General features: G+C 46.1%; 17 protein-coding genes and 2 tRNA genes. 3 read left to right on the top strand and 16 right to left on the bottom strand.

Features of this window, described 5'->3' with window-relative positions:
- Nucleotides 1-293: 293 nt before the first annotated feature.
- The 8 genes from G5B06_RS15185 to tsaE all read right to left on the bottom strand — a co-directional run bounded on the left by G5B06_RS15185 (nt 294) and on the right by tsaE (nt 5,035).
- Nucleotides 294-382 (bottom strand) — tRNA-Ser (locus G5B06_RS15185).
- Between the two features lie 139 nt (nt 383-521).
- A tRNA-Ser gene (locus tag G5B06_RS15180) sits at nt 522-607 on the bottom strand.
- Nucleotides 608-773: 166 nt separating this feature from the next.
- A complete protein-coding gene (gene ispD / locus G5B06_RS15175; RefSeq protein ID WP_148448367.1) occupies nt 774-1,478 on the bottom strand; it encodes a 2-C-methyl-D-erythritol 4-phosphate cytidylyltransferase in 705 nt (234 codons plus the stop codon).
- Nucleotides 1,479-1,499: 21 nt separating this feature from the next.
- Nucleotides 1,500-2,519 carry a tRNA (adenosine(37)-N6)-threonylcarbamoyltransferase complex transferase subunit TsaD gene (gene tsaD / locus G5B06_RS15170; RefSeq protein WP_118062667.1) on the bottom strand — a complete coding sequence of 340 codons (1,020 nt, stop codon included), beginning with the start codon at nt 2,517-2,519 and terminating at the stop codon, nt 1,500-1,502.
- Between the two features lie 5 nt (nt 2,520-2,524).
- Nucleotides 2,525-3,436 (bottom strand): ribonuclease Z, encoded by a 912-nt coding sequence (locus G5B06_RS15165; protein ID WP_118062668.1) that lies wholly within the window; start codon nt 3,434-3,436, stop codon nt 2,525-2,527.
- A complete protein-coding gene (rimI, locus tag G5B06_RS15160; RefSeq protein ID WP_118062669.1) occupies nt 3,430-3,876 on the bottom strand; it encodes a ribosomal protein S18-alanine N-acetyltransferase in 447 nt (148 codons plus the stop codon). The genes G5B06_RS15165 and rimI overlap by 7 nt, the downstream gene beginning before the upstream one ends.
- Complete coding sequence (gene tsaB, locus G5B06_RS15155) at nt 3,873-4,598, bottom strand: tRNA (adenosine(37)-N6)-threonylcarbamoyltransferase complex dimerization subunit type 1 TsaB (protein ID WP_173772431.1); 726 nt, start codon at nt 4,596-4,598, stop codon at nt 3,873-3,875. The genes rimI and tsaB overlap by 4 nt, the downstream gene beginning before the upstream one ends.
- Complete coding sequence (gene tsaE / locus G5B06_RS15150; protein ID WP_173772429.1) at nt 4,595-5,035, bottom strand: tRNA (adenosine(37)-N6)-threonylcarbamoyltransferase complex ATPase subunit type 1 TsaE; 441 nt, start codon at nt 5,033-5,035, stop codon at nt 4,595-4,597. Before tsaE ends, tsaB begins: the two co-directional genes overlap by 4 nt.
- A 93-nt stretch (nt 5,036-5,128) precedes the next feature.
- Between tsaE and G5B06_RS15145 the strand changes: the two genes are divergently transcribed.
- Nucleotides 5,129-5,647 carry a peptidylprolyl isomerase gene (locus G5B06_RS15145; protein WP_148448377.1) on the top strand — a complete coding sequence of 173 codons (519 nt, stop codon included), beginning with the start codon at nt 5,129-5,131 and terminating at the stop codon, nt 5,645-5,647.
- A 107-nt stretch (nt 5,648-5,754) separates the two neighbouring features.
- Here G5B06_RS15145 and G5B06_RS15140 read toward each other — a convergent pair whose 3' ends face one another.
- Nucleotides 5,755-6,411, bottom strand: a complete 657-nt coding sequence (locus G5B06_RS15140) for a YigZ family protein (RefSeq protein WP_148448379.1) — start codon at nt 6,409-6,411, stop codon at nt 5,755-5,757.
- A 177-nt stretch (nt 6,412-6,588) separates the two neighbouring features.
- Here G5B06_RS15140 and G5B06_RS15135 point away from each other — a divergent pair, with 177 nt between their 5' ends.
- Nucleotides 6,589-9,267, top strand: coding sequence for a transglycosylase domain-containing protein (locus tag G5B06_RS15135; protein WP_173772421.1), 2,679 nt, complete (start codon nt 6,589-6,591; stop codon nt 9,265-9,267).
- Nucleotides 9,268-9,345: 78 nt separating this feature from the next.
- Here the strand turns inward: G5B06_RS15135 and G5B06_RS15130 are convergent, their stop codons facing one another.
- From G5B06_RS15130 to ftsH, 4 genes are all read right to left on the bottom strand, one after another.
- A complete protein-coding gene (locus G5B06_RS15130) occupies nt 9,346-10,281 on the bottom strand; it encodes an ROK family glucokinase (protein WP_173763107.1) in 936 nt (311 codons plus the stop codon).
- A 13-nt stretch (nt 10,282-10,294) separates the two neighbouring features.
- Nucleotides 10,295-11,242, bottom strand: coding sequence for an HPr(Ser) kinase/phosphatase (gene hprK / locus G5B06_RS15125; RefSeq protein ID WP_173763108.1), 948 nt, complete (start codon nt 11,240-11,242; stop codon nt 10,295-10,297).
- 110 nt (nt 11,243-11,352) lie between these two features.
- Nucleotides 11,353-13,200, bottom strand: coding sequence for an excinuclease ABC subunit UvrC (gene uvrC / locus G5B06_RS15120; protein WP_173772420.1), 1,848 nt, complete (start codon nt 13,198-13,200; stop codon nt 11,353-11,355).
- 72 nt (nt 13,201-13,272) lie between these two features.
- Nucleotides 13,273-15,336 carry an ATP-dependent zinc metalloprotease FtsH gene (gene ftsH / locus G5B06_RS15115; protein ID WP_148448389.1) on the bottom strand — a complete coding sequence of 688 codons (2,064 nt, stop codon included), beginning with the start codon at nt 15,334-15,336 and terminating at the stop codon, nt 13,273-13,275.
- Between the two features lie 175 nt (nt 15,337-15,511).
- Between ftsH and G5B06_RS15110 the strand changes: the two genes are divergently transcribed.
- Nucleotides 15,512-16,996 carry a DUF1846 domain-containing protein gene (locus G5B06_RS15110; RefSeq protein WP_148448391.1) on the top strand — a complete coding sequence of 495 codons (1,485 nt, stop codon included), beginning with the start codon at nt 15,512-15,514 and terminating at the stop codon, nt 16,994-16,996.
- A gap of 97 nt (nt 16,997-17,093) precedes the next feature.
- Here G5B06_RS15110 and G5B06_RS15105 read toward each other — a convergent pair whose 3' ends face one another.
- The 3 genes from G5B06_RS15105 to G5B06_RS15095 are packed head-to-tail and all read right to left on the bottom strand — an operon-like array spanning nt 17,094 to nt 22,131.
- The gene (locus G5B06_RS15105; RefSeq protein ID WP_173772418.1) at nt 17,094-19,949 is read right to left on the bottom strand and encodes an AAA family ATPase; all 2,856 of its coding nucleotides are present in this window, start codon (nt 19,947-19,949) and stop codon (nt 17,094-17,096) included.
- A complete protein-coding gene (locus G5B06_RS15100) occupies nt 19,946-21,094 on the bottom strand; it encodes an exonuclease SbcCD subunit D (protein ID WP_173763112.1) in 1,149 nt (382 codons plus the stop codon). The genes G5B06_RS15105 and G5B06_RS15100 overlap by 4 nt, the downstream gene beginning before the upstream one ends.
- Nucleotides 21,091-22,131: an aldo/keto reductase gene (locus tag G5B06_RS15095; protein WP_148448396.1), complete on the bottom strand. Its 1,041-nt coding sequence runs from the start codon at nt 22,129-22,131 to the stop codon at nt 21,091-21,093. Before G5B06_RS15095 ends, G5B06_RS15100 begins: the two co-directional genes overlap by 4 nt.
- Nucleotides 22,132-22,243 lie beyond the last annotated feature (112 nt).

The following is a 22,243-nucleotide window of genomic DNA, read 5'->3' as shown; positions in this document are numbered from 1 at the left end:
TAAGCACGCCGCCAGCGTTCATCCTGAGCCAGGATCAAACTCTCTGATAAAATGTTTGATTCATTTACTCAAGACAACCGTTTGGCTATCTCTCGTTTTTACTGCTTTTGGTTTGTTAAAACCGTTCTTTAAATGTAAAGAAATTTTCGAGAATCGTATGTGTTTCACTGTTTAGTTATCAAGGTTTGTTTTGTTCTTTTTGAACAGCTTGTTTATTTTATCTCATTCAAAACCGTTTGTCAAGAACTTTTTTTAATTTTTTTCGAAGTTTTTAACTTCTCAAAAAACCAAAGCGGAGAAGGAGGGATTTGAACCCTCGCGCCGCGTTAACGACCTACTCCCTTTCCAGGGGAGCCCCTTCGGCCAGCTTGGGTACTTCTCCAAATTGCCCTACTTACTAAGTAGTTCTGATATTTATCTCTATCGCTCTCAGCGACAGGTGATATTATATCTCGTATCTTTTATGTTGTCAAGTACTTTTTTCAACTTTTTTCAAAAGTTTTTATTCTGTATTTGACTAGCGGAGAGAGTGGGATTCGAACCCACGCGCCCTTGCGGACAAACGGTTTTCAAGACCGCCTCGTTATGACCACTTCGATATCTCTCCATATGTTGTTTTTCAACATTTTTTGTGCTGTTTTGTCAGCGCATGTTGTATTCTATCATCAAATATCTTACCTGTCAATAACAAATTTGATATTTTTTTCAAAAAATTGGACATATAGCTTCAATTTCCGCTATATGCCCATATTTACAGGGATTTTTCCTCTGTTCTATTCTCTGTTTTCTCTCAAAAATGCCTCTGCAATGACAAGATCTTCCGGTGTTGTGATCTTGATGTTACGATAGGAACCTTCCGAAAAGCGGATTTTCACCCCGGTCTCATGTTCTGCTACCATGGCATCATCTGTAATCCCGGTCATTTCTTTCTTAAGGATGCTGGTATATGCGTCGTAGATCAGCGGATACCGAAAGATCTGTGGAGTCTGAACGATCCATACACTGCTGCGATCCGGAGTTTCACTGACATTTCCCTCCACATCTGCAATCTTAACCGTGTCTTTGGAGGGCATACCTACAACACTGGCACCTGTCTGTGCTGCTGCCATAAGTCCTCTTTCAATGATCTCATGATCAATAAACGGTCTGGCACCGTCATGGATCAGTACGTATTCCGTGTCTTTGCACGCACGAAGTCCTTCATAAACGGAATCGTACCGCTCTTTTCCGCCGGATACTACGGCAGAAACTTTTGTAAAACCGTATTTTTCCACGATTTCTTCTTTGCACCAGGAAACATACTCCTCCCCTGTCACCAGAATGATATCCCGGATCAGCGGACTTTCCTGAAAACATTGCAGAGAATAACAGAGCACCGGCATTCCGTTAAGCTCCATAAACTGCTTCTGTATTTTGCTGTGCATACGCTTTCCCTGACCTGCTGCCAGGACAATGGCTGTATTTCTGCACTCTTCCATAATCAATTACCCCGGATTCTTTTATCTTTCGCCAAGTTTCAGGTTCGGAACTGCATTCAGGTCCCAGCTATGGCGTGTTCCCTTGATATATTCATAATAGGCAGCCACTCCGATCATTGCCGCATTATCCGTACAGAAAATCGGTGACGGACGGTAAAATTTGTATCCACGGTCTGTGCATGCCTTTTCCATGGCAGTGCGGAGCGCTCCATTGGAGGCAACACCTCCTGCAATAGCAATTTTTTTCATGCCAAAATCAGCTGCTGCCTGCATGGTATGTTCTACCAGCACATCAACAACCGCTTTCTGGAAGGATGCCGCGATATCCGCACGGTTTACTTCCTCGCCTTTCATTTTTGCACCGTTTAAGTAATTGAGAACTGCGGACTTCACGCCACTGAAGCTGAAATCATACGGATTTTCACCAATTTTTGCACGTGGAAACTCAATAGCATCCGGATTTCCTTCTTTTGCAAGCTTGTCGATCTTTGGGCCTCCCGGATATCCAAGACCGATGGCACGGGCAACTTTGTCAAAAGCTTCCCCTGCTGCATCATCTCTGGTACGTCCCAGGATCTCAAACTGGCCATAGTCTTTCACAATGACAAGATGGGTGTGTCCACCGGATACAATGGCACAGAGAAATGGCGGTTCCAGATCCGGATGCTCAATATAATTGGCGGAAACATGTCCTTCTATATGATGCACGCCTACCAGGGGCAGATTTCTTGCATAGGCAATGGCCTTGGCTTCTGCCACGCCTACAAGAAGCGCACCCACAAGCCCTGGTCCGTAAGTTACACCGATAGCATCAATATCATCCAGGGTAACATTTGCCTCGTCCAGCGCTTCCTGGATGACCTGGTTGATTCTTTCTATATGATTTCTGGAGGCGATTTCCGGTACAACACCTCCATACAGTTTATGGATCTCGATCTGTGAGGAAATCACGTTTGATAAGACAGTCCTTCCGTTTTTTACAACGGAGGCTGCTGTTTCATCACAGGAGCTCTCAATACCAAGAATTAATGTATCTTTCATTTTTTTCAGTCCTCTTCAAAATTCAGTTCCACACTTTTACCGTCTTTTCCCGGCCATGCCTTCGGAAAGATCTCACGGACTGTATCCATGTAATCATCCGGGCGTACCAGAGACGGGCTGTAATGGGTCAGCCACATTTCCCCTACTCCCGCATCCCGGGCAAGGGTAGCCGCTTCACGAAACGTCATGTGTTTGTAGCCTTTTGCCTTTTCGATCTTGTCATCTTCGCCGTACATTCCCTCGCAGATAAAAAGATCGGAGTCTTTTGCATTGCGTAAAATGGACTCAGTTGGTCTGGTATCTGTGGTGTAGGTAAGCTTGATCCCTTTTCTCGGCGGGCCAAGTACCATATCCGGTGTGTAGACCCTTCCTTCATTCTCCACGGTCTGGCCCTTCTGCAGCGGATTCCAGAATTTCAGCGGAATCTCATGCTCTCTGGCACTGTCAGGAGAAAATTTTCCCTGGCGAAGGATCTCAAGGGTATAGCCGTAGCATGTAACATTATGGTTTACCCGGAATGCGGTGATCCGGTAACCATTCAGTTCCAGAACCTCCTCCGGTTTCGTGATCTCGATAAATTTAATTTCAAAAGGCAGTTCCGGTGCGATCACACGCAATGCGTTTACCACACGTTCCAGTCCTCTTGGTCCCACCAGTGTCAGCGGTTCCGTACGGTCCGCGTTTCCCATAGTCAGAAGAAGTCCCGGAAGTCCGCTGATATGATCCCCGTGATAATGGGTAAAGCAGATCACATCAATGGGCTTGAAACTCCAGCCTTTTTCTTTAATGGCCACCTGGGTACCTTCCCCGCAGTCGATCATCAGACTGCTGCCGTTGTAGCGGGTCATCAGCGCGGTAAGCCATCTGCGTGGCAGCGGCATCATTCCTCCGCAGCCAAGTAAACAAACATCTAACATATTTTTCCTCCTGTGCGTGTCATAAGAACAGCATCCTCTGTGGGATCTGTATAATACGCCTTACGCAGTCCGTCTCTCACAAACCCCTGCCGCTCATAAAGCCGGATCGCCGTCTCATTTCCCGCGCGGACTTCCAGATGGATCATGGTGATCCCCCGTTCTTCTGCCAGACGGATCATGCTCTCCATAAGGAAATTTCCGATTCCCTCTCTCTGGCGGTCCCTGCGGACGGCAACATTGGTCACATCCCCCTCGTCCAGTACAGTAAGAAGACCGCAATACCCCAGGATCCGGCCTTTTTCTTCCACAACAAGAAACATTGCATTCTCTTTCATAAGAAATGTCAGAAATCCCTCTTTTGTCCATGGGACAGAAAAAAGTTCCTCTTCGATCTCCATAACCTGATCCAGGTCATCCACCAGCATTTCTCTTAAGATCATGCGTTTTCCCCTTCTGATTCTTTTTTCAGTTTCTGGGCACGTTCCCGCTCTGCCTGTGATACACGAAGATAGTCCGGTTTGTGCTCAGCTGCTGTCTCTGTTCTGCCTTCTTTATAATAAAGGACACCAAGTGCGCCTACCGCTCCGGCTCTCTGTCTGGAAAGATGGGCCGGTGCAAAAGAAAACGGTACCTCAAGCTTATCTGCAATGATATCTTTAAATACCGGAACACCGTCTCCCAGAAATGTTACGGATTCTCCCATTTCATTGAGCATGGAAAGAAGCTCCTCGATTCCCACTGCCATCTGATCTTTTACAGTCACAAGTCTGTGGTCTTCATAACGGTAGATTCCTGTATAAACCTGTTTTCTTCTGGCGTCCATGATGGGGCAGATCAGCCCATTTACATCATAGAGATTGTATGCCAGTGCTTCCACAGTGGGAATCCCAACCAGTGGTTTGTCAAGGGCAAGTCCCAGTCCCTTGGCTGTGGCAGAGCCGATGCGGAGTCCGGTAAAAGATCCCGGTCCTTTGGCTACCGCAATGGCGTCAATGGTCTTAAGATCCAGTTCTGTCATCTTCACGATCTCATCCAACATGGGAAGAAGGGTCTGTGAATGTGTTTTTTTATAATTAACCGTATATTCCGCTACCAGTGTATCATCCTCCACAACAGCTACAGATGCCACGATCCCGGAACTGTCCAGTGCCAAAACTCTCATTCTACCTCTTCCCCTCTCTCCTCAATGGTGATCTTTCTGTACTCAAAGCCTTTCTCAAGGTCTTTCTCAATGGTAACTTCGATTCTTTTTTCCGGGAGGATCTCCTCAATGAGTTCTGCCCATTCGATGAGGCAGATTCCCTGTCCGAAAAAATAATCATCGTATCCGATCTCTTCCATTTCTTCCAGATCCCCGATACGATATACATCAAAATGATAAAACGGCAGACGCCCGTCTTCATATTCCTGGATAATGGTAAACGTAGGGCTGTTTACAGGTTCTGTAATCCCAAGGCCTGCTGCCACGCCCTGTGTAAACACGGTTTTTCCAACTCCCAGGTCGCCTGTCAGTGTGTAGATCTGTCCCGGTTTCGCATTCATTCCGATCTTTCTTCCGACCTCGAATGTCTCCTCCGGATCATGCGTTTCTATGATCATATTTTCCACCTTTTTCTTGCACAATTATTCTTTGCATATTATAATAGAGCGAACAGCGAAATACAATACTTTTTGAAAAGGAGTGCGAAAACTATGGCAAATCCTATCGTTACCATCACAATGGATAATGGCGATGTAATGAAAGCGGAATTATATCCGGAAGTTGCCCCGAACACAGTAAATAACTTCATCAGCCTTGTAAAAAAAGGCTTTTATGACGGCCTGATCTTCCACCGTGTTATCAACGGTTTCATGATTCAGGGCGGATGCCCTGATGGAACCGGTATGGGCGGCCCAGGATACAGCATCAAGGGCGAGTTCTCCCAGAACCGTTTCAAAAATGACCTGAAACATACACCAGGTGTTCTCTCCATGGCAAGAGCCATGCATCCGAACTCTGCCGGAAGCCAGTTCTTCATCATGCATAAAGCTGCTCCGCATCTTGACGGAAGCTACGCTGCATTCGGCCAGATCATTGAGGGCATGGATGTTGTAAATGCTATCGCAGAGACAGACACAGACTACAGTGACCGTCCTCTTGACGAGCAGAAGATCAAATCCATGACTGTTGAAACCTTTGGTGTGGATTATCCGGAACCGGAGAAATGCTGATAGGCAGAATTTTCTAAAATAAAGAAATTATTTAAAAAGACATGAAAATGCCCCGTGAAAGGCAGACTGTAAATCAGTTATCTGCCGTTTCCGGGGTGTTTTTTGTTCTATTTCTCGAAGGTTTTCACCTCTCCGTTTACTTTTGCAAAATACAGCTCTGCATCTTTCTCAAGTCCGGCTCTTCCGTTGGTTCCCTCTGTGATGGCTTTTTTGACCTCTTCGATCTGGTCATCCGGCACAAGAAGCTTCAGAACAACCTTGTCGGTATACTCGGAATCCAGGATTGGCAGGCTTCTTTCTCCCGCGATATACTGGATCTTACCGATCCCTGTATAATCCGTTGTCACCTGAAGAGAAATCCCGTGATGTTTCTCAATTACAGTGCTGGCCGCAAGTCCGGCCTGGACTGCCCCTGAATATGCCCGCACAAGTCCGCCGGTTCCAAGAAGGACGCCGCCGAAATATCTGGTCACCACGATGGCCGCATTATAGATCCCGGCTCCCAGAAGCACATCCAGCATGGGCCTTCCTGCAGTTCCGGATGGTTCTCCGTCATCACTGCAGCGGGTGGCTTCCCGATTCATTCCTACCGAATATACATAGCAGTTATGACGGGCATCCCAGTATTTCTTTTTCATTTCTTCGATAAAAGCAAGAGCCTCTTCTTCGGTTTCCACAGGACGGACCGTTGCGATAAAACGGGATTTTTTTTCCACAAGTTCGCCCTCGCCGCCTTCGTATATGGTTTTATAATGTTCCAGCATGGTTTACGCCTCCGTTATCTATAACTGAAATCTGCCACCGGCAGAGTTTTCTTTATTGTATAATAATTATCTGCTTTGCACAATGTATAAGATATCACGAATTGTGAAATTTTTTTTAAGGGTTTATTTGGCATTCTATATTTGATATAATAGAACGGATTATAAAGGAGGAATATTATGAACTACGGAAAAAGATCCACTTCCAAGAAGCGGAATGCTCTGATCTCCCGTACTTCCATGCTGGAAAAAAGAGCACATGTTTCGTTTATCCGGGTTTTATTTACAGCTCTGATCGCAGTCTGCGTCATGGTTGTCTGCCTTGGTATCGGCTCCTTCCGGGGCGTGATCGCCGGAGCACCTGATGTCAACAATGTGGATATTTCACCTCTCGGATATGCAACCTTCCTGTATGATGACCAGGGAACACAGATCCGACAGCTTTCAGCCCCTACATCCAACCGTCTTCCGGTCTCCCTGGACCAGATCCCGGTCAGTCTGCAGCATGCAGTGGTAGCCATTGAGGATGAACGTTTTTATGAACATAACGGTATTGATGTCCGCGGTATTGCGCGTGCCGGAATGAAGGCAATTACCACCGGTAATTTTTCCGAGGGTGCCAGTACCATCACACAGCAGCTTCTGAAGAACAACGTTTTCACAGACTGGACCAATGAGTCCACACAGCTGGAACGTTTCACCCGTAAGTTTCAGGAACAGTACCTGGCTGTACAGGTTGAAAAGAAATACGATAAATCTGTAATTCTTGAAAATTACCTGAACACCATCAACCTTGGAGCAGGTTCCTACGGCGTACAGGCAGCTTCCAAGAAATATTTCAATAAAGATGTATGGGATCTGAATCTTTCTGAATGTGCAACCCTTGCAGGTATCACTCAGAACCCAACCAAATTCAATCCGATCACCAACCCGAAAGCCAACGCCAAAAGACGGAAAGAAGTTCTGGACCACATGCTGGATCAGAATTATATTTCCCAGGACGAATATAACAATGCCCTGAATGATGATGTTTACTCCCGTATTCAGGCTGCACAGCTTGAAAACACAGAAGAAGAAAGCACCGTCTACACCTATTTTGAGGACGAGGTCACCAACCAGGTAATCAGCGACCTTATGAATATCAAAGGTTACACAAAAACACAGGCTACTAATCTTCTTTACAGTGGCGGCCTGAAAATCATGACAACACTGGATTCCAACATTCAGCAGATTCTTGATGAAGAATATGCAAATCCGGATAACTATCCGGCTGATGTACAGTATGAACTGGATTACGCACTGACCGTTCAGGATGCAGATGGAAACCAGAAAAATTACAGCAAGGAAATGCTTCAGCTTTATTTCCGTGATCAGGATCCGGAATTTGACCTTCTCTTCGATTCTCCGGAAGAGGGCCAGCAGTATGTAGACCAGTACAAAGCCAGCATTCTTTCTGACGGAAGCACCGTTATTTCCGAGCGTGTAAACTTTGCACCTCAGCCGCAGTCTTCCATGACTGTTATTGACCAGCATACCGGTTATGTAAAAGCCCTGATCGGAGGCCGTGGTGAAAAAACAGCCAGCCTGACTCTGAATCGTGCCACGGATACAACCAGACAGCCTGGTTCTACCTTTAAAATTGTATCCACTTACGCTCCGGCTCTGAATGAAAAAGGTGATACACTGGCTACTACATTTATGGATGAGCCATATGAATATCCGGACGGTTCTCCGGTTAACAACGCCACACGAAGCTACGGCGGCGAGACCACCATCCGTAAGGCAATCCAGAATTCCATCAACGTTGTGGCAGTCAAATGTCTGGAACAGGTTACCCCGGCTCTTGGTCTTAAATATCTGGATGATTTCGGATTTACTACTCTGGCCCATGGAACTGAGGCAGATAAAGATGCCAACGGAAATGTATGGAGTGACGCTAACCTGGCAACTGCCCTCGGAGGTATTACCAAGGGTGTCAAAAATGTAGAACTCTGTGCCGCATACGCAGCAATTGCAAACAACGGCAATTATATCAAACCGATTTATTATACACAGATCCTTGATCATGATGGAAATGTTCTGATCGAGAATACTTCCGTTTCCAGATCTGTAATCAAAGACAGCACTGCCTACCTGCTTACAAGCGCCATGGAAGACGTTGTCAAAAAAGGTACCGGTACTGCCTGCCAGCTTGACAATATGACTGTTGCAGGAAAAACAGGTACAACTGAGGATTACAATGACCTGTGGTTCGTAGGCTATACCCCGTATTACACCTGTGCAGTATGGTCCGGTTATGACAACAACGAAAAAATCCCGGAAGATGCACGTAACTTCCATAAAAATCTCTGGAAAAAAGTAATGACACGTATCCATGAAGGCCTGGAAGATAAAGATTTTGAAATGCCTTCCAGCGTGGAAAAAGCAAGTGTCTGCTCTGAAACCGGACTTCTTCCACGTGCAGGCTGCCCGACTATCACCGAATATTTTGATATTTCCAGTCTTCCGACTGAATACTGCGATGAACATTTTTATGGAAGCAGCTATGATTACGACGAAGACTATTATTACGAAAACACGGATTCCGATACCGACGCAATTCCAAGCGCATCTCCGGACAGTACGGATAGCACGAACGCCGATTCCAACGGTGATAATACCGACAGTTCTGATAACACCGGCGGCGACAACGGTGACGGCGATAACACCGGCGGAGATGACACCTCCGGGGATAATTCAGGTGATAATACAGGAAATGACACCGGAGATACTTCCGGCGGAGACGATGGCGGAGACACTTCCGGCGGAGACGATGGCGGAGACACTTCCGGCGAAGATCCTGTAGAATATTACAATTGATGATTTTATTTTAGGAATAAAAAAAGTGGGTTCCCGAAACAGGGAATCCACTTTTTTATATCTCTTCTGAACTTAAAATCAGAGAACCATCTTGGCTGCACCGTAAATTCCGGCATCATTGCCAAGTGTTGCAATCACGATCGGAGTATCTTTACAGGATGAAAATGTATACTCTCTGTAGTACTTCTGAATGCAGTCAATCAGCGGCTGTCCTGCCTTGGAAACGCCTCCGCCGATTACGATTGTCTCAGGATCCGTCACACAGGAAATGATCGCAAGAGCGCCACCAAGCTGCTCTCCAACTTTTTTCATGGTCGCAACTGCAACTGGATCATTCTCCTTGAACGCATCCAGAACTGCTTTTGCGGAAATATTCTCCACATCTCTGAGTACACTCTTCTCTGCAGAAACTGCAAGCTCTTTTTTTGCCATACGGACAATTCCGGTTGCAGAGGCAAACTGCTCCAGACAGCCCTTATTTCCGCAGTTGCAGGATTCTGTCTCGTGATGATCCACATTGGCATGTCCAATCTCACCACCTGCACCGTGATGTCCTGTCACGATCTTACCGTCAACAATGATTCCACCGCCAACACCAGTTCCCAGTGTAACCATGATCACATCGGAGGAACCTGCTGCCGCACCTTTCCACGCTTCTCCAAGAGCAGCTACATTTGCATCATTGCCAGCTTTCGCAGGAAGTCCTGTCAGTTCTTCCATTTCTCCTGCAACATCCTTATAGCCCCAGTAAAGGTTTACTGCACGGTCCACCTCGCCTTTGGAGTTTACCGGTCCCGGAACACCGATTCCAACGCCTTCTACATCATCTTTGGAAATGCCTTTTTCTTCGATCTTGGCATTTACGGCTGCTGCCACATCCGGAAGGATCTGATCTCCGTTATTCTCCTTACGTGTCGGAATCTCCCATTTCTCAACAAGAGTGCCATCTGTGCGGAAAAGTCCGCATTTTACAGTAGTTCCACCTACATCAATTCCAAAACAATATGTTCCCATTTCTTATCCTCCCTTACTCTTCGTCGTCTGTATTCTCTCTCTTCTTGGCAAGGTTCGCCTGAACACGTTTGTACAGTGCCTCTGCTGCATTGTATCCCATCTTCTTCTGTCTGTGGTTGACAGCTGCTGCCTCAACGATAATCGCCAGGTTACGTCCCGGACGGATCGGAAGGGAATGGCATACAACCTTGTTTCCAAGATACTCTGTATACTCTTCATGAAGTCCCAGACGGTCATATTCCTTATCTCTGTCCCACTCCTCAAGCTTGATAACAAGGTCGATCGACTGGGTATCCTTAACACTCTCTACACCGAACAGTGTTTTTACATCGATGATACCGATACCACGAAGCTCAATAAAATGACGTGTGATATCCGGCGCAGATCCTACCAGCGTTACATCGCTGACCTTACGGATCTCAACAACATCATCACTGACAAGACGGTGGCCACGTTTAATCAGCTCCAGAGCAGCCTCGCTCTTACCGATTCCACTCTCACCAGTGATCAGAATTCCCTCGCCGTAAACATCCACCAGTACACCATGAATAGAAATGCACGGTGCAAGCTGTACACCCAGCCAGCGTATAATCTCAGCCATAAAGCTGGAAGTTGTTCTTTCTGTCACGAATGTCGGAACATTATATTTAACAGCCAGATCAATCATGTCCTGAGACGGACGGGTCATGGTACTGAAAATAACACAGGGAATCTTACTGGAGATAAAACGCTCATATTTAAAACGTCTCTCTTCCTCATTGAGCTGCATCAGATACGTATACTCTACATATCCGATAATCTGTACCCGCTCATTTGCAAAATGCTCCAGATATCCGGTAAGCTGAAGCGCAGGTCTGTTGATCTCCGCAGTCTTGATCACGATGCCTGACAGGTCGATTTCCGGAGTCAGATTGTTAAGCTCCAGTTCCTGTACCATCTTTGTCAACTGTACACCCTTCATACTTTTGTCTCCTTTTCGCTGAAAGTTTGCATTCTCACTGCCGTTTTGCCGTGGCGTGAGACACCTTATCTTTAATTATACACAATCACAGTTGAAACTGCAATGCAGCATCAGGATTTATGGAAAAATTCATAAACCTGGCGGGCACTTCCCGCATTCATGCTCTCTGTCTGTGCCAGTTCTTCTTCTGAAGCGTCACGGATGTTTTCCACAGATTTGAATTTCCTGAGAAGCGCTTTCCTCCTGGTATCTCCGATTCCGGGGATATCATCCAGAATGGAATGTACCTGTTCCTTGCTTCTTAAAGAACGGTGGTACTCAATGGCAAAACGGTGCGCTTCATCCTGAATTCTGGTAATGAGCCGGAATCCCTCACTGGAAGTATCAATGGGAATTTCCACATTGTCAAAATACAGGCCTCTGGTTCTGTGGTGATCATCTTTCACCATACCACAGACCGGAATACTTATCCCCAGATTATTCAGCACTTTCAGTGCAATATTCACCTGGCCTCTTCCTCCATCCATCAGGATCAGATCCGGCAGCCTTGCAAAACTGTCAAATTCGCCATTGCTTTCATGGGTAAATCTTCGGGTGAGCACTTCTTCCATGCTGGCATAATCATTTGGCCCCTGCACCCATTTGATCTTGAATTTACGATAATCACTGCGCTTTGGACGGCCTTTTTCATAAACTACCATAGAACCTACGGATTCAAAACCACTGATGTTGGAAATATCGTATGCCTCCATACGTACCACATTTTCAAGTCCCAGCCAGTCTTCCACCTCATGAACTGCACCGATGGTACGGCCTTCTTCTCTTTTAATCCGTTCTCTGTCCTTGGAGAGAACCATACGGGCATTTTCAAGGGCAAGTTCTACCAGTTTTTCCTTGGTTCCTTTTTTGGGAACACGGATATGCACTTTCTGCTTCCGCCTTGTTGTCAGCCACTCTTCGATAATATCCACATCCTCGATTTCGCTCTGAAGCATAATCTCAGAGGGAATAAACGGAGTTCCTGCGTAAAACTGTTTCAGGAAACTGGAAAGAACCTGGGACTTTGTATCGCCTTTTGCCACCCGGAGATAAAAATGATCTCTGCCGATCAGCTTGCCATCCCGGATAAAAAATACCTGCACAACGGCATCCTGGTCACGAAGGTCTTCACTCTCATCCATGGCTACCGCAATGATATCCCTGTCTTCCTGTCCATAGCCCGTGATCTTCTGGCGTTCCCCGATCTTCTCGATACTGCGGATCAGATCCCGGTATTCCATGGCATCCTCGTAGCGCATTTCCTCCGAAGCTTTCTGCATTTTTTCCATCAGTTCACTGATCGTATCCTGAAAATCTCCGTTCAGAAATTTGATCACTTTATTGATGTTTTTCCTGTATTCTTTCTGACTGATATAGCCCTGGCAGGGTGCCTTGCACTGTTTCATATGATAATACAGACATGGCCTATCCTTCCCTGTATCTCTCGGAAGGCTGCGATTACAGGAACGTACCTGATACAGTTTCCTCACCAGCTCGATCACGTCCTTCACTGCCCCGCCACTGGTATAAGGTCCGAAATATCTGGCCTTATCTTTTTTCATTCTTCTGGCAAAAAGTACTCTTGGATATGGTTCATTGACAGTCACCTTGATAAACGGATAACTTTTATCATCCTTGAGCATGGTGTTATATTTGGGACGGTGCTCCTTGATCAGATTGCATTCCAGAACAAGTGCCTCCAGTTCAGAGTCCGTAATAATGTACTCAAATCTGGTAATGTGTGTAACCATCCGCTCAATTTTGGCTCCTTTATTACGGCTGCTCTGAAAATACTGGCGCACACGGTTCTTCAAACTGATGGCTTTTCCTACATAGATGATCTCATCTTTCTCGCCATGCATGATGTAAACTCCCGGTTTTGCCGGAAGCTTCTTTAATTCTTCCTCAATTATGAACATAATTTATTCTCCTGTTTTACCATCACGGTAATAAGAAAACCGGGATTTCTCCCGGTTTTCCGATGATCTGTTTTATGCCTGTGATCCCGGCTTTTCTTCTGTTTCTGTATGAGTGGCATCTGCTGTCTGAACAGCTTCTTCTGTTTCCACAAAGGTGGCCTCTTCCGGGCTATTTGTGATGTCCTGTTTATTGGACACTTCTTTTTCATCCTCAGAAAGTACCAGGTCATCCAGATTCTCCGGAATATCCAGTCCCTGCTGCACTGCACGGAGAATCTTCATAAATTCCTTACCGGTGATGGTTTCCTTACGAATAAGATATTCCGCAATTTTATCCATCTCCGCTCTGTGGCTTCCAAGAATCCTCTTAGCTTCCTCGTAGGAATGATGAAGCAGTTTCATAACCTCATGGTCAATCTCTGTTGCAGTATCATCGCCACAGTTTAAGACTGCTCTTCCGCTTAAGTACTGATTTTCCTGCGTTGCCAGTCCCATCAGCCCGAATTTCTCAGACATACCATACTGTGTGATCATGGCTCTGGCAACCTTGGTCGCCTGCTCAATATCGTTGGCAGCGCCTGTGGTCACTGTGTCAAATACAATTTCCTCTGCGGCACGTCCGCCAAGATAACCTACCAGCATCGCTTCCAGTTCTTTCTTGGTGTTGAGATATTTTTCTTCCTCAGGTACCTGCATAACGTAACCAAGTGCTCCCATGGTACGTGGTACGATGGTAATCTTCTGTACAGGTTCCGCATCTTTCTGAAGAGCATTTACCAGCGCATGGCCTACCTCATGGTAAGATACAATCCGGCGCTCCTGTTTGCTTAAGATGCGGTCTTTCTTTTCTTTACCTACAAGAACTACCTCAACGGATTCTTCCAGGTCTTTCTGGCATACGGCCTTACGGCCTTTCTTGACTGCAAGAATTGCTGCTTCATTGATCATATTGGCAAGATCCGATCCTACTGCACCGGAAGTTGCAAGGGCAATTGCCTCAAAATCAACCGTATCATCCAGAAGTACATTCTTGGCATGTACCTTCAGAATATCCACCCTTCCTTTAAGATCCGGACGGTCAACAATCACACGTCTGTCAAAACGTCCCGGACGGAGAAGCGCCGGATCAAGGACTTCCGGTCTGTTGGTTGCCGCAAGGATCAGAAGACCTTTGGAAGTATCAAAACCATCCATCTCCGCAAGCAGCTGGTTCAGTGTCTGCTCACGTTCGTCATTTCCGCCGCCATAGCGGGAATCACGGCTTTTACCGATGGCATCGATCTCATCAATAAATACGATGCACGGTGCATTCTTCTTGGCTTCCTCAAAAAGATCGCGGACACGGGATGCTCCCACACCCACAAACATCTCCACAAACTCCGATCCGGAAAGGGAGAAGAACGGTACCTGAGCCTCACCGGCAACCGCCTTGGCAAGCAGTGTCTTACCGGTTCCTGGAGGTCCTACAAGAAGTGCGCCTTTTGGAAGTTTGGCTCCGATGGCTGTATATTTCTCAGGATTATGAAGAAAATCCACAACCTCCTGCAGTGATTCCTTGGCCTCATCCTGGCCTGCCACGTCTTTAAAAGTAACTCCTGTTTCTTTCTGAACATAGGCCTTGGCCTTGCTCTTGCCTACACCCATGCCCATGATTCCGCCGCCTTTGTTCATACGGCGCATGGAGAACATCAGAAGGCCAAACAGCAGCAGGGTTGGAAGAACCACGCTTAAGATCATGGCAACAAACTCGCCAAACACATCGGGCGGATCGGTCTCAAACTTGATTCCCTTACCTTCCAGTCTCTTGGTCAGTGCTGTGCTGTCCTCGGTCTTCGTAGTATAATAGCTTTCATCCTCGTACTTGGAGTTCTGCTTCTTAGGTACGATCGTCAGTGTGCTGGACTGGATCGTTACTTCCTTAACCTGGTCCTTATCCACCATATCGATAAATTTATCATAGGAGATCTCACTGCTGTTATCTTTCAGCATGTTGGTAAACAATGCAAAACACACCAGTGTGACCAGGAGGCATATCAGAAAAGCCAGAATCGACTGATGATTTTTACCTGAACCCTGTTTGGGATCTTTGTTATCAGGTTGCTTTCCATCCTGATCATTTTTCAGTTGATTATTCATTTTTTTCCTCCTCTTGTCATTTCTTTATTATAAAGAGAAAAACCGTATAAATCAACCGTGAGATTGTAAAAATACCTGTGAAAAAACACCTCATAGGATATTGCCAGTGAACATTAAATTGTAGTATACTGTTCCCAGTAATTTGGAAAATTAAAGAGGAGAGGAAATCAGACAAATGAAAATAGGTTTTGATAATGAAAAATATCTGAAAATGCAGTCAGAACATATCCGTGAAAGAATCGGTCAGTTCGGCAACAAACTTTATCTTGAATTCGGCGGCAAACTGTTTGACGACTACCATGCATCCCGTGTTCTTCCGGGTTTTGAACCGGACAGCAAGCTCCGCATGCTGATGCAGCTTTCTGATCAGGCGGAGATCGTTATTGTTATCAGTGCCAATGACATTGACAAGAATAAAGTACGCGGCGACCTTGGCATTACCTATGACGAAGACGTTCTCCGTCTTATGGATGAGTTTACAAGCCGTGGCCTGTATGTAGGAAGCGTATGCATCACACAGTACTCCGGCCAGGAAAGCGCCGATCTCTTCAAGAAACGTCTGGAGAAACTGGGTATCCGTGTTTACAAGCTTTACCTGATCCCCGGATATCCAAGCAACACCTCTCTGATCGTAAGTGATGAGGGCTATGGAAAGAATGACTATATTGAAACCACAAGACCTCTGGTTGTGATCACAGCCCCGGGACCTGGAAGCGGAAAGATGGCAACCTGCCTTTCCCAGCTCTATCACGAATACAAACGTGGCGTAAAAGCCGGATATGCGAAATTCGAGACTTTCCCGATCTGGAATCTTCCTCTGAAACATCCGGTAAACCTTGCCTATGAAGCTGCCACTGCAGATCTGAATGACGTCAACATGATCGACCCGTTCCATCTGGAAGCTTACGGCAAAACTACCGTCAACTACAACCGTGACGTAGAAGTTTTCCCTGTTGTACAGGCTATGTTCGAGAAGATCATGGGCAGCTGCCCTTACAAATCTCCGACAGATATGGGCGTTAATATGGCCGGTAACTGCATCGTTGACGATGAAGTATGCCAGGAAGCTTCCCGCCAGGAGATCATCCGCCGTTATTATAAGAGTATGGACGCCCTGGTTTCCGGCTCCGGCACAGAGAATGAAGTACGTAAAATCGAACTTCTCCTTCAGCAGGCCCACGCAGAGATCACTGACCGAAAAGTTGTACCTGCTGCCCTTGAAAAAGAGAAAGCAACCAATGGCCCTGCTGCAGCTATGGAACTTCCGGACGGCAGAATCGTATGCGGAAAAACTTCCGATCTTCTCGGTGCATCCGCAGCTCTCCTTCTGAACGCACTGAAAGAGCTGGCAGGAGTTGACCATGAGCAGCATGTGATCTCCCCGGATGCCATCCATCCGATTCAGCAGCTGAAGACCAAATATCTTGGAAGTAAGAACCCACGTCTTCACATTGACGAGATCCTGATTGCCCTGTCCATGAGTGCCGCAACCAGCGACGCCGCACGCCTTGCCCTGGAGCAGATCCCGAACCTCCGTGGCTGCCAGGCCCATACCTCTGTTATGCTCTCCGATGTGGATGTGATCAGTTTCCGAAAACTCGGCATTGAGCTTACCTGCGAAGCCAAGGCTGAAAAAAAGAAAAAATATCAGAAGGACTGATCTTCTGATATCATAACTCCTATATAATCAAATATATAAACTCCGACCGGGACGATACATAATAATCCCTGTCGGAGTTTTTTCTGTCTTATATCTGCTACTGTATCCGGATGCTACTGCCAACGCCTTTCCCGCTGCACTGTTTCGTGACGATGATCTTGTTTTCGATGCGTTCTTTCAGCTCGGCCACGTGGGAGATGATTCCTACCATGCGGTGTCCGTCTGCCAGGCCGCTTAAGGCTTTGACTGCCTGGGAAAGGGCTTCCTCGTCAAGGGAACCGAAGCCTTCGTCCACAAACATGGAATCCAGGCGTATTCCTCCTGCAGATGCCTGGATTTCATCGGAAAGCCCCAGCGCCAGAGACAGGGAAGCCTGGAAGGTTTCTCCTCCAGAAAGTGTTTTTACGCTTCGCTCTGTTCCGTTATAATGGTCAATGACATTGAGGTCCAGGCCGGCTTTTTCCTTTCGGTTCTCGCTCTGTTCCTGGCGTTTCAGCTCATACTGGCCACTGCTCATAGTCATAAGACGCACATTGGCTCTTCGGAGAATTCTGTCAAAATAGGACATCTGGATATAGGTTTCCAGCTCAATCTTGGCCTTTCCGTTAAGGTTTCCGTTAGCTGTGTCCGAGAGATTTTTTATCCAGACATATTCTTTTTCCGCAGCTGTCATCTCTTCCTTTTGCTTCTGTACCTTCTGGAAAATTTCCCGGTTTCCGCTCTGAATGGAAAAAAGTTCTTTTCTTTTTTCTGTAAGTTCTGCTTTCTGTGCTGTACTTTTTGTATACTGCGCCCGGATCTCTTCTTCGTGAATCTCTCCGATTTCTTTTTGCTGTTCTCTGAGAGTCTTTATAGTGGAAGTTATTCTTTCCTTCTCTGCCTGAAATCTCTCAAAGGTCTCTTTTGCCTTTTTGTGGTTTTCTTTCAGATTTCTGTATTCCTGCTGTTTTTCCTTTATTTCTGTTTCCAGAACTTCTTTTCCTGTTTCCAGATGGATCTGTCTGATTTCTTCCGCCGCATTTTGCTGCTGTTTTTTATTTTCGGCTGCTTTCATCGTAAGACCGGCCTGTTCTCTGTCACAGAAGTTCTTTTTTTCCTGAATCCGATCTTTTTCTTTTTGAAGATTCTCCAGAAGTTTTTCCACAGTTTTCTTTCTTTTTGTGTTTTCCCGGGCTTCCCGGATTTTTCTGTCACTTTCTTCCAGAAGATTTCCGCACTGTTCTTTTTCCCTGTTTATCATAAGAATCATCTGTTTCCACACGGTCATGAAATCCCCTGCCTGACCGGCTGTGCTTCTGCTTTCCTTACGGAACCTCTGAAAATCCTCTAAAAGTTCTTCTGCACTGAGCACAATCTGTTTCCAGGCTGCATTGCTCCGTTCCTTTAATTTTCCGGCTTTCACACTCTGGTCTGTGGAATCCTTTACCAGTTTATCCAGTTCGCGTTTCTCATTGTCCAGTGTTTCCTGAGTAACCGGATGTCCTCCGGACAGCATCTTAGGGTGGGGATGGCTTGTGGAACCGCACACAGGACAGGGCAGACCATTTTTAAGTTCCTGCGCCAGAAGTCCTGCCTGAGCATCCAGAAAACGGTGAAAAATCTGCTGATAGTATTCATTCTGCTGCTTTTCTTCCTGACACGCTGCCTGATACTTTTTCTGCTGTTCTTTTGTTGCGTCATAAAGATTTCGAAATTCCCGGATTTCTGTCTCAAGCCCATTCAGTTCTGTCTTTCTCTGTGTCCGTTTTTCTTTCTCCGTCATTGCTTTCTGAAGGTCAACCTCAGAATTTTCCAATGTGGAACGTTCCTTTTTCAGCTGTTCCATGTCTTTCTGAATCTGCTCTTCCTGCCGGATATTCGCTTCCTTCTGTGCCCTGGATTTTTCCAGCTGTGTACCGATTTCATCCAGTTCTTCCTTAAGTTGTTCCAAAAGCTGATATTTTTTCAGCTGTTCCTCTTTTTCACGGATCAGAAGTCCCAGCTTTTCGCATTTCTGGTCTGTATCCTGATATTTTTCTGCCTCTGCTGTCGCTTTCTCAAGCTCCGGAAGAAGTTTCTTAAGCTGTTCTTCTGCAAAAGTTTCTTTTTGTTCCAGACTTTGTTTCTGTGAGGAAAGATGCAGCAGTTTTTCCATTGTCCGGATCTTTTGATCCACTTCCTGCTCCTCAGTAAAAAGTGCATTCTCCCTGATTTCTCCCTGATTGATAAAATCCTCCAGAAGTTCAAGACTACGCTCCAGTTTTCCTTCGAATTTCACTTTTTTCAGCTCTGCAAATTCCCCGGCTCCGGTTCCTTCCGCCTGCTGAAACTTTACTCCGTCCAGATACTGGGTGATACTGCGGCGCATCTCATCATATTCCTTATATCTGTTCCTTGCCGCATCCTTAAGTTTTTGCTGCACCTGCTGATAAAGCCCTGTGTGAAAAATCTGCCGGAAGATCTCCCCACGCTGCACAGTTCCCGCAAGAAGAAGTTTCTGGAAATCCCCCTGTGCGATCATGGCAATCTGGGTAAACTGTTCATAGTCAAGCCCAAGAAGTTCCTCAACCGCTCTGGTTACATCTCTTGCCTTTGTCACAGGCTGGCGTTCATCTGGATAGGTCAGCTGCGCTTCTGCTTTTCTGAGCGTCAGCCCTGTACCTCTTTTCTTGGGGGCCATATATTCCGGGCTCCGGAAAATCTGATATTTTTTTCCCTGGTAGGAAAACTCAAGCTCCACAAACGTCTCCGTGGCAGTATCCGCATATTTGCTGCGAAACATGGCTGAGTCTCTTACCTGCCCACTGGCCTGTCCATAGAGAGCGAACGTGATTGCATCAAAAATCGTAGTTTTTCCAGCTCCGGTGTCTCCGGTGATCAGATAGAGACCTCCTTCTCCAAGCCTGGAAAAATCAATCTCCGTTTTGTCCGCATAAGGCCCGAAGGCACTAATGGTCAGTTTTTCCGGTCTCATAAGTTCACCTCCAGAATTTTACGGATCAGGTCTTCTGAAAATTTCCGCTGTTCCTCATTCATGGGCTGATTGTTCTGCAGCTCAAAAAATTCCTCAAAATATTCCAGTTCGGATTTCTTTTTTACAGCTTCCGTACCTGTAATTTCCTGATTTTCTCTTGTCCTGCGGTTGTCATATTCCAGCCGCATCAGGTTTGGATAAATCGTCCGGAGTTTCTGCATTCCATCTACAATATCTTCTTCATCTGTCAGTGTAATCTGCACATAATCCTCGGTGTTTGTGTCCTGATAATTAGACAGTGACGTAATCTCCATGTATGTGCCTTTCAGTTTCCGCATATCCCGAAGGGGCTTCAGCGGAATCTCCCGCACTTCCAGATTTCCTTTTTCCAGAAGTTCCACAACGGTCACGGATTTCTGCTGCCCTGACTCGGAAAACGAATACTTCAGTGGGGTTCCACAGTATCGGATTTTCGGACTGCCCACGTTCTGCGGGCTGTGGATATGTCCAAGTGCCACATAATCAAAGTCCGAAAAAACGGACACTTCAATCTGGTCAATTCCTCCCACTGTGATCTCCTCGGAATCACAGCTTACCGCTCCCACTGCAAACTGATGGGCCACTAGAACATTTCTCTTATCTTTTTCAATCTCCATGTGTTCCACTGCTGCCTGCACAGCCTCCTGATAAGTACGGATTTCTTCTGCGCTCTCTTCCCCGGAAAGTGCATGACGTACAACGGAAGGCCGGATGAACGGAAGAAGATGAATCCACACTTCTCCGTAACTGTCCATTAAACAGTACTTTGCTGTTTTTCCATCATATACCGGAGACATGCAGATTCCACTGCTGCTCATAATATGTGCTCCAAAAGCAATCCTCTCTGCGCTGTCATGATTTCCGCCGATGGCATAAACCGGAAGTTTCCGCTTCGCCAGCCTAGTGAGAAAACTGTCAAAAAGCTGCACGGCCTCTGCAGAAGGAACCGGCCTGTCATAAAGATCTCCCGCAAGAAGAATTCCATCCGGTTCCTCTTTATCAATGATTCTCAGGATTTCATCCAGAATATATTTCTGATCTTCAATCATGGAAAATTCATTGACTCTTTTTCCAAGGTGAAGATCGGATAAATGAATCAGTTTCATTGATCACCTCCAGCGCTCACCCAGCCTCCGAACCGTTCCGGCGCAAGATCAATTTCACAGGCATCTATTGCATCTTTTAACTGTGTAAGATTGCTGACACCGGTTACCGGCACTGTCTGGAAAGGCTGATGGAAAAAGTACGCCAGAGATAAGGCCTGCAGGCTGTGTCCGGTTTCTTTCTGTAATTTTAACAGTTTCTGATATGTGCGAAGGTTTGTCTCATTCCAGTAGGCTTTCTTCATGCTTTCGGAAAGATTTGCAATCTGTTTTTCTTTCTCCTGCATCCAGGATGCATCTGTTTCTGCTTCTGTGCAGGAAAGCCCCATTTTCTGAAGTTTCGGGAAAAATCCCATTGCTGTGGATGAAAACGGAATGGATGCCGCACCAGTTTCACAGTGCCACTTAAATTCCTCTCCGGAAAACTCCACAAGTGTGGGATCCGGATTGGTATTTCCCCCGGGATTGATTCCTGCAAGACTCCACTGATTGGAGACTGCTGTGATGCCTGGAAGATTTCGATCTCTCAGACATTTCTCAATTTGTTTCAGTCGCTCTGTACAGTAATTGGAAAATCCGTAATAGCGAATCCTGCCTTCTTTTTTCAGTTCTTCCAGAATATCCACGATCTCTTCCACCGGTTTTTCCGGATCATCTCTGTGAAGCCAATAAAAATCAATCTCATCTTTTCCCAGTGTACGGCAGCTTTCATCCAGATCTGCCCGGATATCCTCCCGGTTCACTCTGCTACGGCCCGGATCTTCAAAAGAATAATGTGCACCTTTGGTAGCCACGATCACTTTTCCTTCCGCCCCGCGGTCTTTCAGCCATTTTCCAATGATCTGCTCACTGCAGTTCCCATGTCCTTCCAGCCATTTGCAGTACACATTGGCTGTATCAATAAAATTTCCACCTGCCCGTATAAAGGCATCCAGAACCTCAAAACTTTTTTCCTGATCCAATTTATCCCCGAATCCTGCTGTCCCAAGGCAAATACGACTGACGTCCAGATCTGTGTTGTTCAGTTGTATATATTTCATTTCAGTAACCTCCCGTATTCTTAATATATCTTTTTATATACCTTTTTCTATTATAACTTTTTTCCCGGAATCCGAACAGTGCGTTTCCTGTGTATCCTTACATTATGGCACA

Source organism: Blautia luti, from assembly GCF_013304735.1.
Classification (GTDB): Bacteria; Bacillota; Clostridia; order Lachnospirales; family Lachnospiraceae; genus Blautia_A.
The sequence above is the reverse complement of the archived record's forward strand: the minus strand, read 5'-3'. Positions and strand labels throughout refer to the sequence as shown.

What these genes read in the sequence shown, in the direction of transcription:
- ispD (WP_148448367.1), bottom strand. Translation starts at nt 1,478, where the DNA reads ATGGAAGAGTGCAGAAATACAGCCATTGTCCTGGCAGCAGGTCAGGGA.
- tsaD (WP_118062667.1), bottom strand. Translation starts at nt 2,519, where the DNA reads ATGAAAGATACATTAATTCTTGGTATTGAGAGCTCCTGTGATGAAACA.
- G5B06_RS15165 (WP_118062668.1), bottom strand. Translation starts at nt 3,436, where the DNA reads ATGTTAGATGTTTGTTTACTTGGCTGCGGAGGAATGATGCCGCTGCCA.
- rimI (WP_118062669.1), bottom strand. Translation starts at nt 3,876, where the DNA reads ATGATCTTAAGAGAAATGCTGGTGGATGACCTGGATCAGGTTATGGAG.
- tsaB (WP_173772431.1), bottom strand. Translation starts at nt 4,598, where the DNA reads ATGAGAGTTTTGGCACTGGACAGTTCCGGGATCGTGGCATCTGTAGCT.
- tsaE (WP_173772429.1), bottom strand. Translation starts at nt 5,035, where the DNA reads ATGATCATAGAAACGCATGATCCGGAGGAGACATTCGAGGTCGGAAGA.
- G5B06_RS15145 (WP_148448377.1), top strand. Translation starts at nt 5,129, where the DNA reads ATGGCAAATCCTATCGTTACCATCACAATGGATAATGGCGATGTAATG.
- G5B06_RS15140 (WP_148448379.1), bottom strand. Translation starts at nt 6,411, where the DNA reads ATGCTGGAACATTATAAAACCATATACGAAGGCGGCGAGGGCGAACTT.
- G5B06_RS15135 (WP_173772421.1), top strand. Translation starts at nt 6,589, where the DNA reads ATGAACTACGGAAAAAGATCCACTTCCAAGAAGCGGAATGCTCTGATC.
- G5B06_RS15130 (WP_173763107.1), bottom strand. Translation starts at nt 10,281, where the DNA reads ATGGGAACATATTGTTTTGGAATTGATGTAGGTGGAACTACTGTAAAA.
- hprK (WP_173763108.1), bottom strand. Translation starts at nt 11,242, where the DNA reads ATGAAGGGTGTACAGTTGACAAAGATGGTACAGGAACTGGAGCTTAAC.
- uvrC (WP_173772420.1), bottom strand. Translation starts at nt 13,200, where the DNA reads ATGTTCATAATTGAGGAAGAATTAAAGAAGCTTCCGGCAAAACCGGGA.
- ftsH (WP_148448389.1), bottom strand. Translation starts at nt 15,336, where the DNA reads ATGAATAATCAACTGAAAAATGATCAGGATGGAAAGCAACCTGATAAC.
- G5B06_RS15110 (WP_148448391.1), top strand. Translation starts at nt 15,512, where the DNA reads ATGAAAATAGGTTTTGATAATGAAAAATATCTGAAAATGCAGTCAGAA.
- G5B06_RS15105 (WP_173772418.1), bottom strand. Translation starts at nt 19,949, where the DNA reads ATGAGACCGGAAAAACTGACCATTAGTGCCTTCGGGCCTTATGCGGAC.
- G5B06_RS15100 (WP_173763112.1), bottom strand. Translation starts at nt 21,094, where the DNA reads ATGAAACTGATTCATTTATCCGATCTTCACCTTGGAAAAAGAGTCAAT.
- G5B06_RS15095 (WP_148448396.1), bottom strand. Translation starts at nt 22,131, where the DNA reads ATGAAATATATACAACTGAACAACACAGATCTGGACGTCAGTCGTATT.